The sequence below is a fragment of the Umezawaea tangerina genome, from assembly GCF_003002815.1.
Taxonomy (GTDB): Bacteria; Actinomycetota; Actinomycetes; order Mycobacteriales; family Pseudonocardiaceae; genus Umezawaea; species Umezawaea tangerina.
Genome location: NZ_PVTF01000007.1, coordinates 546,949 through 557,525, shown reverse-complemented (window position 1 = coordinate 557,525; position 10,577 = coordinate 546,949). Strand labels below are relative to the sequence as shown.

Sequence of the window (10,577 nt, the reverse complement as noted above, 5' to 3'; positions counted from 1 at the left end):
GCCCGGCATCGCCTGCCGGGCAAGGGTTCCAGTCCGGTCGACGTACGGTCAGCCCAACATCCACAAGCGACCCGCCCGCCCGTCCCCCGCCGAACAGGCCGCGGCAGAACCACCCCCGTGGTCCACTGTGGACCCGTCAGGTCGGAAGCCGCCTCAGCGGTCCCGCGTGATGAACTCCATCACGAGCTTCGCCCCGTCCGGAGTCGACGTGGGCGTGTGCCCGGCGTCCCGCACCTCCGCGAACTCCGCGTGCGGGAACTGCCCTGCCGCCTCCTTCGACGACGCGGTGGACGTGTTCGCGTCCAGATCCCCGGACAGCACCAGCACGGGCACGTCCGGCAGCTTCGTCCCCTTGGCGACCGGAGCCGTCGCCGTCGGGTCGTCGGGCCACTCCAGGCAGGCGCCGACGTCGTAGAGGTCCCTCGTCAGCCAGGCCGTGGCCGAGAAGGGCGCGAAGTCCTGGGAACCCTGCCGCCCCAACGACTCCGCGAGGTCCCGCTTGCGGTCCTCGGCGCCGTCGGAGTAGGCGAAGTCGCGCGGGTAGTCGTGGCACGAGGTGGCCCACAGCTGCGCCACCGACAGCGCCCCCGGCCCCAGGGCGAAGATGTCCGCGATCTCGACCAGGTGCGCGGTCACCAGCGCCCGCACGGGTCCGAGGTCACCGGTCCTGGCCACGGCCAGTGCCTCGACCAGCTCCTGCTGCTTCGCCGGATCGGCGGGTCCCGAGTGGATCTTGCCGACCACCCCGGCCAGCCGCGCCTCGTCCAGGAGCACCGGGTGGCTCTTCCCACCGTGGGTCACGTCCACGGTCACCGGTGCGGTGCGGAGCGCGGCCGCCAGTGCGCCGAGGTCGTCGAGCACCGCGGCGCCGGAACACGAGCCGGACCTCTCGCACACCAGCCCGACCGCGCGCTTCAACGCCGCCAGGGCGAACGGGCCGGAGGGGTTGTTGTCGGTGTTCACCGGGTACGCTCCGGACAGCACGACGGACCGCACGTGCTCCGGGTGCCGCGCGGCGTAGGTCGCCATCAGGTACGTCCCGTAGGAGTCGCCGAGGAGGTCGACCCGGTCCAGCCCCAGCGAAGCGCGCACGTCGTCGAAGTCGTCGGCGACGGCCGCGGTCCCGTAGTAGCGGGCCTTGTCCCCCAACTGCTTCCCGCACTCCCCGATCGCCGCGCGCTGCGCGTCCACCGGGCCGAAGAAGAAGTCCGGTGTGGACAGTGCCGGACAGGAGAGCGGATCGGACCTCCCCACACCGCGGGTGTCCACCAGCAGCAGGTCACGCCGGTCCAGGATCGGCTTGAGGCCTTCCGCGTAGCGGTGGCCGACGAGGTCGACGGTCGCGGTGCCGGGCCCTCCGGGGTTGATCACGACGGTGCCCAGCGAGGGGCGGGACTGGTCGGTGCGCGGGACCAGGGCGAACCCCACCTCCGTGGTCCCCACGTCCGGATGGGCGCGGCCGAGCGGGACCGCGATGCTGCCGCACCTCGCCGTGGGGATCTCCGGGACCTCGCACGGGGACAGCTCGACGGGCGCGGCCGAGGACACCGGGGCGGCGGGCGACACCGCGTCCTCACCGCAGCCCGCCACCACCAGGACGACGGCGCCGAGGACAGCCGCGACTCTTCTGCTCATGGGGAATCCCTTGTGGTCGTTCGTCGGACAGCGTCGGACCCCGCTGGGTCCGCGCCGGGTGATCGCACGGCGGCACCAGGGCTCGCCGGCTCCTCCGAACCTATCGAGCCGATCACCGCGGCGGTTTGGGCTCGGGCGCAAACCCGCGCGGCCGGGTTGTGCGCGGACGACCAGCCGCGCCGGCCAGATCCCGGTGCGGGCCTCCCCGGCGGCGCGCTCCCGTCCTCACACCGCGCGGTGGCCCCGTCTCACCCGCGGGGGTGACTACCGGCAAGTGGTGGGGAGGCAGACTGTGCCGCGGAAGACGAGCGCCGAGCGGGAGAACGCCCAGATGACCACGACAGCGAGCACCATCGACCGGTTCGTCGAGAGCTTCAACGTGCAGGACCTCGACCGGGCCATGGAGTTCTTCGCCGAGGACGCCGAGTACCTGCCCGGCGACGGGAAGACCCACCGCGGGCGCGGTGAGATCAGGGCGGCGTTCGAGCCGCTGTTCTCGGGGCGGTTCGGCCTGATCACGTTCGACGAGCACGACCGGCTCATCGACGAGCCCGCCCGGCGGGCGGCCATCCGCTGGACGTGCAGGATCGACCTCGCGCCCGAGCACACCCGCGGTTCCGGTGCGGTGCTGCGCTGGTTCCTCCGCGCGGGCTACGGCAGGCGGATGAGCTGGGAGGGCACGGACCTTTTCCACTTCGACGAACAGCTGCGGATCACCGGGAAGTACACCTACGGCAGCTTCCGCCGTCCGATCATGAACCGGGAGCGCTGACGGCGACGGGGTGGCGCGGACCGCCCGCGCCACCCCGTCCACCACGCGCCCCGACCGGGAGCGCGCGGCCCGGTCAGAACCTGATGTCGCGCAGGTACTTGTACCCGACCTCGGCCGTCACGAGCGCGTCTACCGGCTCGTCGTTCTCGACGATGTACTCGTCCACGTGCTGGTGCCAGGTGCCGCGGAAGATGCGGGCGAAGTCGATCGTGCCCTTGCCCAGGTCGGCGAAGCTCCCGTCGGGCTTGCGGTCCTTGACGTGGAACTGGCGCACGCGCGGCAGGTTCTGCCGGAACACCTCCACCGGGTCGACCCCGGCCGTGATCGCCCAGTACAGGTCGATCTCGAGGTGGACGTCCCGGCGGGACGTGCCCTTGGTGATCACGTCGTAGGGGCGCTTGCCCTCCAGGAGCGCGAACTCGTGTGCGTGGTTGTGGTACCCCAGCTTCAGCCCGGCCTTGCGCAGCACCTTCGACGCCGCGTCCAGCCGCTGGGTGAACGACACCCACTCGGCCAGCGTCGGGTAGTTCACGTAGGGCACCACGACGTAGGTGTTGCGCAGCGCCTTCGCGTCGGCGACGACCTTGTCCAGGTCACCGTCGATGCCCACGTGCGCGGACGTCGACGCCAGGTGGTAGCGGCGCAGCAGCTTCGCCAGCTCCTCCGCGGTGCGGCCGTAGGTCCCGGCCAGCTCCACCTTGCGGTAGCCGATGTCGGCCAGCGCCTCGAAGACCGGCGCCGGGTTGTCGCCGATGATCCCGCGCAGCGTGTAGAGCTGGATGCTGATCGACTCGCGGGGCACGCGGTGGTGGCCGCCGCCGGTCGCGGCGGCGGCGCCGGGGAGCGCCGCGACGGCCGCGGCCGCCCCCAGTGCGCCGAGAACTGCTCTTCTGGACGGGCTGTGCGTCATTGCAGGCTGTCCTCTCAGGATTCTTCGCGGGTGGCGAACGCGGCGTCGAACGCCGCGGCGGGCGGGTCGAACACGAGCCCCCTGATGAACTTCACGGCCTCCTCGGCGCCGCGCAGCCGGTCCATCCCGGCGTCCTCCCACTCGACCGAGATGGGTCCGGTGTAGCCGATGGCGTTGAGCGCGCGGAACGACTGCTCCCACGGGACGTCGCCGTGGCCGGTCGACACGAAGTCCCAGCCGCGCCGCGGGTCCGCCCAGGCGAGGTGGGAACCGAGGCGGCCGTTGCGGCCGTCGAACCGCTTCTTCGTGTCCTTGCAGTCGACGTGGTAGATCCGGTCGGCGAAGTCGAGGATGAAGCCGACCGGGTCGAGGTCCTGCCACACGAAGTGCGACGGGTCCCAGTTCAGGCCGAAGGCCGGGCGGTTGCCCAGCGCGTCCAGCGACTTGCGGGTCGTCCAGTAGTCGTAGGCGATCTCGGACGGGTGGACCTCGTGGGCGAAGCGGACGCCCACCTCGTCGAACACGTCGAGGATCGGGTTCCACCGGTTGGCGAAGTCGGTGTAGCCGTCGTCGATCACGGCCTGCGACACCGGCGGGAACATCGCCACGTACTTCCAGATCTTCGACCCGGTGAAGCCGACGACGGTGTCCACGCCCAGCTTCGCCGCCGCGCGGGCGGTGTCGGCGATCTCGGCGGCGGCGCGCTTGCGCACGCCCTCGGGCTCGCCGTCGCCCCAGATGCGGGCGGGCAGGATGTTGCGGTGCCGCTCGTCGATCGGGTCGTCGCACACGGCCTGGCCGACGAGGTGGTTGGAGATCGCGAACACCTTGAGCCCGTGCGACTCCAGCTGCGCCAGCTTGGCGGGCACGTAGTCGGGCTCGGCCAGCGCCCGGTCGACCTCGAAGTGGTCGCCGGAGCAGGCGATCTCCAGCCCGTCGTAGCCCCACCCGGCGGCGAGACGGCAGACCTCCTCGAACGGCAGGTCGGCCCACTGGCCCGTGAACAGGGTGACGGGTCGGCTCATCACAGCTCTCCTCTCGTGTGCACCGCGGGTGCCCGCAGTCCCTGCAGTTCCAGCAGGAAGTCCTTGACCTCGGTCGCGGCGATCCTCTCGCGCGGCCCGACGGTGGTGTCCGAACACAGCAGCACAGGTCCGTCGGCGGCGCTGTCCGGGAGGCGGCCGTGGGTGCCGCGCACGGGTGCGGGGTCGAGCGGCACGACGTTCATCGCGTACCGCAGCCCGACCTTCTTGCGCACGAGGTTCAGCCCCGCCTTGGCCTTGGCCAACGGGTCGGCGGGGTCGAAGAACAGCTCGGCCGGGTCGTAGCCGGGTTTGCGGTGGATCTCCACGCCGCGCGCGAAGTCCGGCGCGCGGTCGTCGTCGAGCCAGTAGTAGTAGGTGAACCACGCGTCGGGCTCGGCGATGGCGACGAGCTCGCCGGAGCGATCGTGGTCGAGCCCCTCCGCGGCTTGCCCGGCGCGGTCCAGGACGCGGTCGACGCCGGGCAGCGCCTCGACGACCGCCTTGGTCCTGGGCAGGTCGGCGGGGTCGGCGACGTAGACGTGCGCGACCTGGTGGTCGGCGACGGCGAAGGCCCGCGACGTCCACGGGTCCAGGTACTCCATGCCCGCCTGGGTGTAGACCTCCAGCAGGCCCTCCGCGCGCAGCGCCCGGTTCACGTCCACCGACCGGCGCGCCGCGGTGATGCCGTACTCGGACAGGGCGACCACGGTGGCGCCCGCGCCGAGCGCGTCGACCAGCAGGGGCGTGACCTCCGCGTCCACGGCCCTCGCGGCGGCCACCGCCTCCGGCGAGTCGGGGCCGAAGCGCTGGAGGTCGTAGTCCAGGTGCGGCACGTAGACCAGGAGCAGGTCGGGGTGCTGCTCGGCGAGGATCTTGCGGGCCGCGCCGACGATCCAGCGGCTGGAGGCGATCGACGCCGTCGGCCCCCAGTACTGGAACAGCGGGAACTCGCCGAGGTCCGCCACGAGCCGGTCGTGCAGCTCGGGCGGCCGGACGTAGGCGTCGGGCGACTTGCGGCCGTCGGCGTGGTAGATCGGCCTCGGGGTGATCGTCACGTCGGTGGTCGCGCCCATCGCGTACCACCAGCAGACGTTGGCGGCGGTGTAGCCGGGGTGCGCGCGGCGCGCGGTCTCCCACAGCTTCTCCCCGCCCACCAGGCGGTTGTGCTGCCGCCACAGGTGCACCTCGCCGACGTCGCGGAAGTACCAGCCGTTGCCGACGATCCCGTGCTCGGCGGGCGTGAGGCCGGTGAGGAACGTGGACTGGGCGCTGCACGTGACGGCGGGCAGCACGGTGCCCAGCTCCGCCCGCCAGCCCAGTCCGGCGAGGTTGGGCATGTGCGGCAGCAGCGCCGGGGTCATCCCGACGACGTCGATCACGACCAGCGGTTTCACGGGCGCGCTCCTTCTCCTGCTGTCGACGGGACGGTCTCCAGTGCGCCGAGGTGCTCGCGCGCCCAGCGCAGCTCGGCGGCGATGCCGCGCACCAGCCCGGTGTCGTCCTGCCCGACGGCACCGGGCAGGACGCTCCACGTGTAGGTCTCGACCTCCACGTGCGGCAGCGGCCCGGTGGCGGCCAGCGCCCGCACGGCCTCGCGCAGCACGTCGGTGGTCGCCGACAGGGGCGCGGCGGGGCGGGCGTGCAGCGGCACGTGGAAGTGCACCCGCCACGGGTCGCGGCCGGGCAGCTCGCGGCGGGCCTGCGGCAGGTCGTCGGAGGCCAGTACCACTCCCCCGCTGAGTTCGCGGACCTGGTGCAGGTAGCGCGGTTCGGTGAACGCGGCCAGCGCGCGGCGGCCCTCCGGCGTGCCGGGCCGGGTGACCTCCAGCGCCGCGGACGCCTGCACCTTGACCACGCGCAGCCCGGCGGCGGCGATCTCGGCCACGGCGGCGGCCGGGTCGGCGAAGGACACAGCGAGGTGGCAGGTGTCCAGGCAGATCCCGATGTGGTCGGGGTCCACCCGTCCGGCGAGCCGGGTCACCGCGTCGTGCACGGTGTCCAGCACGCACCCCGGTTCGGGTTCCACGGCCAGCGCGATCGGCTTGCCTGTCCACGCCGCCTGCGCGCGCAGCACCCGCGTCAGCTCGTCGAGCGCGGCGAACGCGGCGGCGTCGTCGGCGGAGGTCCACGGGGTGCGCCAGCCCAGCGGCAGCGTGGAGATCGTGCCGTCCACGGCGGTGTCGGGCAGCAGGTCGGCGAGCACGGTGGCGCAGTCGGTGGTGTAGCGCAGCCGTTCCGGGTCGGTCCAGCGCGGCCGGTACACCGAGTGCTTCACCACGGCGTCGTGGAAACCGCCGTAGGGGAAGGCGTTGAGGGTGCGGACCTCCAGTCCGCGCGCGTCCAGCTCGGCGCGCAGCCGCCGCCGCGACGCCGGGTCCCCGGCGAGGCCCCCGGCGACGTCGGCGGACAGCCACAGGCCGAGGCCGAGGTGGTCGGTGCCGAGCAGGCGGCGCACCGGCAGGGCGAACCGGTCGAGCTGGGCGAGGACGCCGCGCAGGTCCTCGGCGGGGTGGACGTTGGTGCAGTAGGACAGGTCCATCACCGGTCACCCCCGCGCGGCGCGAAACCGGGGAACAGGGCCGCGGCGCCGGGCAGGTCGTCCGGCACCGGCCTGCCGCTCCACCCCGGGAAGCCGGCGGGATCGGGTCGCGGCGCGCCGTCCACTTCGGACTGGACGAGGCCGTCCGCCGGTGCCGTCACGGGCAGGTCGGCATGGCACATCTCACTCACCCCTCCCGAGCAGGCGGGCCGCGTCGGCGGGCACGTCGCGCCCCGCGGCGGTGCGTTCGGCGGCGTAGTCGGAGACCATGCGCAGCAGCTCGTCGTCGGTGCGCCGGTCCAGCCCGGCCACCGCGGTCAGCGGCACACCGGTGAACAGGCACTTGAGCACGCCGTGCCGCCAGCCGTGGTCGTCGAGGTGCCCGGCGGCGAACGGGCCGAGCGCGGCGGCGACCAGCCGGGTGTCGTTGGCGCGCAACGCGTCCCGGACGATCTCCAGGCCCGCGGCCACGGCCCGGTCGCCGACCAGGGCGAGCCCCCGCAGCACGCCGCGCTTCTCCGCGTCGTCGCCCTGCCGGTAGAGCGAGAGCAGCTCGGCGGACAGCGCGGCGTCGTCCAGCACGGTGGCCAGCGCGCCGAGCAGCTCGGCGCGGGCGGCGTCCTCCACGCCGCCGTGCACCAGGCCCTGCGGGTCGTCGTCGGGCCGGGCGGGACCGCGGCCGACCCGGCGGCCCACCGCCGGGAACAGCCTGCCGACCACGGCGGGGTCGCGGCGCACCGCGCGCTGGGCGTCGGCCAGCCACGGGTGCCGGGGCCGGGCGGGCTCGTCGGGCATGGCCGCGCGCAACGCCTCCACCGCCCGCCGCGCCACGTCGGGCGCGGCGTGGCTGTGCCGGGGCAGCTCCACCGCGGCCACGCCGACGTAGCCGACGGAGGCCAGCGCGGCGAGGGTGCCGCGCAGGTCCAGCTCGCCCTCGCCGAACTCCAGGTGCTCGTGCACGCCGGGCAGCATGTCGTCGAGCTGCACGTTGACCAGCAGCCCGCCGGCGCGGCGCACGCAGGTGGCCGCGTCGTCGGGTTCCACGGCCACGCAGTGCCCCACGTCGAGGGTGACGCCGAACAGCGGCGGCGCGCCCAGCTCCTCGCGCAGCCGCAGCGCCTGGGTGAGGTGCTGCACGAACATCCCCGGCTCGGGTTCCAGGCCGAGGGTGACGCCGAGCGGTTCGGCGCCCTCCAGGACGGCGGCGACGCCGGAGCGCATCCGCCGCCACGCCTCGTCGGCGGGCACGTCGGAGGGTTTGATGCCGGACCAGAACGACACGCAGTCGGCGTTGAGCTCGGCGGCGATCCGCACCGCGCGCAGCAGGAAGTCCACCCGGACCTCCTGCGCCTCGCTGACCAGCGTCGGGTGGTGCTTGCGCAGCGGGTCGAGCAGGAACCGGGCGCCGGTCTCCACGACGCAGCGCAGCCCGAGCCGGTCGAGCTTCGCGGCGACGTGGGCCACCCGCGCGGGCAGGTCGTCGGCGAACGGGTCGAGGTGGTGGTGGTCCAGCGTCAGGGCAACCGACGTGCAGCCGAGGCCGGCGATGATGTCGAGGGCGTCGTCGAGGCGGTGGTTGGCGAAGCCGTTGGTGCCGTAGCCGAGGTGGAAGGTCATGTCGGGCTCACCTTCCGGCTCAGCCGCCGGGCCAGCGGCAGCGCCAGCGCCACGGCGGCGGCCGCCACGACCGACCCGGCGCGCGCCGCGAGCGCGGACTGGAGCGGGACCATGCCGTGGATGCCCGCCTTGGTGGCGGTCCGCACGGACGCCGCGTCGGGCGTGCGCGCGGCGGCGAGCTGGGCGCGGCCGACGGTGACGGCGTAGCCGGTGGCGGCGGTGAGCCCGGCGAGGCGGTGCCGCCAGGACGCCGACGGCCCGACGACGGCGGCGACCGCGCTGAGCGCCGTGCCGCCGAGCACCGCGCGGGCCACCGACGCGGACGCGCCGTGCACCTCGCCGCGCGACAGCGCCGTCACGCCGAGGGTGTGCCCGGCCACGGCCGCCGCGGCGGGCAGCGCTCCCCCTGCCCCGCTCGCGCCGAGCAGGACGTCCAGTCCCCGGCACGCGGCCATGCCGAGCGGTCCGGCCGGAGTGGACTTCAGCACGGTGTCGTAGGACCAGATGGCCAGCGCGAGCGGCACGGCGACGCTCAGCGAGTCCCGGCCGCCCGCCCACGCCGCGATCCCGAGACCGGTGGCGCTGAGCCCGGCGGCCACGGCCAGTGCGCGGTTCGGCGTGATCCGCCCGGACGGCACCGGCCGCTCCGGGCGTTCCACGGCGTCCAGGTCGCGGTCGGCCCAGTCGTTGAGGGCCATGCCCGACCAGTACAGCGCCACCGACGCCAGCGGCAGCAGCACCCGCCTGCCGCGCAACGGGTTCCCGGACGCGGCGGCCCCGGCGACGGTGTCGCCCAGGACGGTGAGCGCGGCGGGCGCGCGGACGAGCTCGACGTAGGCCCTCACGCGCCGTACCTCCCCAGCCCGCGGGCCCACGCGTGCAGCTCGCGGGTCTGCTCGGCGAAGCGGTGCTCGTCGTGGCCGAGCGGGTCCTTGAAGAAGAACGCCAGCGCGCCCAGCGCGCCGGACTGCCCGTCGGCGTGCGCGGCGGCCACCAGCCGGGCCAGGTCGAGCACGAGCGGCGCGGCCAGCGAGGAGTCCAGGCCGGTCCAGGTGAACTGGAGGCTCATCCGCGCGCCGAGGAACCCCTCGAACGACACGTGGTCCCACGCGGTCTTCTGCTCGCCGAGGTCGGGCACGTTGTCGATGTGCAGCGGCGCGGTCACCGGCTCGCCGAGCAGCGCGGCCAGGCCGCGCGCCTTGGACTCCAGCTTGCTCGCGGCGTGCTCCGCGTCCTGCAACGTCGCGCCGTCGCCGCCGCCGAGCAGGTTGGTGCCCGACCACGAGCGCACGCGCAGGCCGCGCGCGGTGAACATGGGCGCGAGGACGGTGCGCAGCAGCGTCTCGCCGGTCTTGCCGTCGCGGCCCGCATAAGGCAGACCGAGGTCCACGGCCAGCCGGTCCAGCGCGGGCAGCGCGACGCCGGCGGACGGGGTGAAGTCGACGAACGGGCAGCCCGCGCGCAGCGCCGCGTAGGCGGCCAGCGAGCTGGGCGGCAGGACGGCCCGCTCCGGGTCGGCCAGCGCGGCCTCCAGCAGCGCGAGGTCGTCGTGCTCTGGCACGTGCGGCACGGGCGGTTCGGTGGAGGACACGTTGACCACGACGACGCGCGCCAGGCCGTGCCGCTCCCGGAAGGACACGAGGTCGGCGGTGAGCCGGTCGGCCGCGGTCGCCTGGGCGCCGCGGTGGGTGGCCGGGTGGTAGCCGTCGCGGATCTCCGCGTCGGCCGCGCGCAGGCCCTCGGCCAGCGACGGCAGCAGGTGGTGCGGCAGCACGCCCGCGTGCGCGAGCTGCTCGGCGCGCTTGTCCAGCGAGGTGGTCACGACGTCGTGGCCGCCGACAACGATGTCGTCCCACGACGGCAGGTCCACCTCGGCCAGCTCCGGTCTCGCGGTGACGCACCCCGTGGGCGGCGCGAGCCCGGCCCGCAGCGCGAGCAGCCCGCTCACGGCGGTGGTCGCCACCGATCCGCGCGCCCCGATCAGCCACAGCCCGGTCCGTTGGTCCGACATCACGACCGCCCTTCTCGCAGGGGAAAGCTGGGTGGTGCCGGGTCGGGCGGACGCGGGGTGACCGCGCC

The 10,577-nt window shown here is 74.3% G+C and carries 10 protein-coding genes; 1 reads left to right on the top strand and 9 read right to left on the bottom strand.

Translation table 11 applies throughout. The features are described 5' to 3' along the window. Positions 1-153 precede the first annotated feature (153 nt). Entirely contained in the window at positions 154-1,635 is a 1,482-nt protein-coding gene (locus CLV43_RS25345) for an alpha/beta hydrolase (protein ID WP_106189744.1), read from the bottom strand. Positions 1,636-1,927: 292 nt separating this feature from the next. On the opposite strand from CLV43_RS25345, the gene CLV43_RS25340 reads away from it, so the two are divergent. Next, complete coding sequence (locus tag CLV43_RS25340) at positions 1,928-2,407, top strand: YybH family protein (protein WP_211304538.1); 480 nt, start codon at positions 1,928-1,930, stop codon at positions 2,405-2,407. A gap of 73 nt (positions 2,408-2,480) precedes the next feature. On the opposite strand, the gene CLV43_RS25335 is transcribed toward CLV43_RS25340, so the two are convergent. Genes CLV43_RS25335 through CLV43_RS25300 form a run of 8 tightly spaced genes read right to left on the bottom strand, consistent with a single transcriptional unit; the run spans position 2,481 to position 10,509 of the window. Then, a complete protein-coding gene (locus CLV43_RS25335) occupies positions 2,481-3,317 on the bottom strand; it encodes a sugar phosphate isomerase/epimerase family protein (protein WP_106189743.1) in 837 nt (278 codons plus the stop codon). A gap of 14 nt (positions 3,318-3,331) precedes the next feature. Then, positions 3,332-4,342, bottom strand: a complete 1,011-nt coding sequence (locus CLV43_RS25330; protein WP_106189742.1) for a sugar phosphate isomerase/epimerase family protein — start codon at positions 4,340-4,342, stop codon at positions 3,332-3,334. Further along, positions 4,342-5,736 carry an alkaline phosphatase family protein gene (locus CLV43_RS25325; RefSeq protein WP_106189741.1) on the bottom strand — a complete coding sequence of 465 codons (1,395 nt, stop codon included), beginning with the start codon at positions 5,734-5,736 and terminating at the stop codon, positions 4,342-4,344. Before CLV43_RS25325 ends, CLV43_RS25330 begins: the two co-directional genes overlap by 1 nt. Next, entirely contained in the window at positions 5,733-6,881 is a 1,149-nt protein-coding gene (gene eboE / locus CLV43_RS25320; RefSeq protein WP_106189740.1) for a metabolite traffic protein EboE, read from the bottom strand. The genes CLV43_RS25325 and eboE overlap by 4 nt, the downstream gene beginning before the upstream one ends. Continuing rightward, a complete protein-coding gene (locus tag CLV43_RS25315) occupies positions 6,881-7,063 on the bottom strand; it encodes a hypothetical protein (RefSeq protein WP_106189739.1) in 183 nt (60 codons plus the stop codon). The genes eboE and CLV43_RS25315 overlap by 1 nt, the downstream gene beginning before the upstream one ends. 1 nt (position 7,064) lies before the next feature. Then, the gene (locus CLV43_RS25310) at positions 7,065-8,498 is read right to left on the bottom strand and encodes an EboA domain-containing protein (RefSeq protein ID WP_106189738.1); all 1,434 of its coding nucleotides are present in this window, start codon (positions 8,496-8,498) and stop codon (positions 7,065-7,067) included. After that, entirely contained in the window at positions 8,495-9,343 is an 849-nt protein-coding gene (locus tag CLV43_RS25305; protein WP_106189737.1) for an SCO3242 family prenyltransferase, read from the bottom strand. The genes CLV43_RS25310 and CLV43_RS25305 overlap by 4 nt, the downstream gene beginning before the upstream one ends. Continuing rightward, positions 9,340-10,509: an inositol-3-phosphate synthase gene (locus CLV43_RS25300; protein ID WP_106189736.1), complete on the bottom strand. Its 1,170-nt coding sequence runs from the start codon at positions 10,507-10,509 to the stop codon at positions 9,340-9,342. The genes CLV43_RS25305 and CLV43_RS25300 overlap by 4 nt, the downstream gene beginning before the upstream one ends. Positions 10,510-10,577 lie beyond the last annotated feature (68 nt).

Coding starts and splice junctions, on each gene's coding strand:
- CLV43_RS25345 (WP_106189744.1), bottom strand. CDS start 1,635: ATGAGCAGAAGAGTCGCGGCTGTCCTCGGCGCCGTCGTCCTGGTGGTG.
- CLV43_RS25335 (WP_106189743.1), bottom strand. CDS start 3,317: ATGACGCACAGCCCGTCCAGAAGAGCAGTTCTCGGCGCACTGGGGGCG.
- CLV43_RS25330 (WP_106189742.1), bottom strand. CDS start 4,342: ATGAGCCGACCCGTCACCCTGTTCACGGGCCAGTGGGCCGACCTGCCG.
- eboE (WP_106189740.1), bottom strand. CDS start 6,881: ATGGACCTGTCCTACTGCACCAACGTCCACCCCGCCGAGGACCTGCGC.
- CLV43_RS25315 (WP_106189739.1), bottom strand. CDS start 7,063: ATGTGCCATGCCGACCTGCCCGTGACGGCACCGGCGGACGGCCTCGTC.
- CLV43_RS25310 (WP_106189738.1), bottom strand. CDS start 8,498: ATGACCTTCCACCTCGGCTACGGCACCAACGGCTTCGCCAACCACCGC.
- CLV43_RS25300 (WP_106189736.1), bottom strand. CDS start 10,509: ATGTCGGACCAACGGACCGGGCTGTGGCTGATCGGGGCGCGCGGATCG.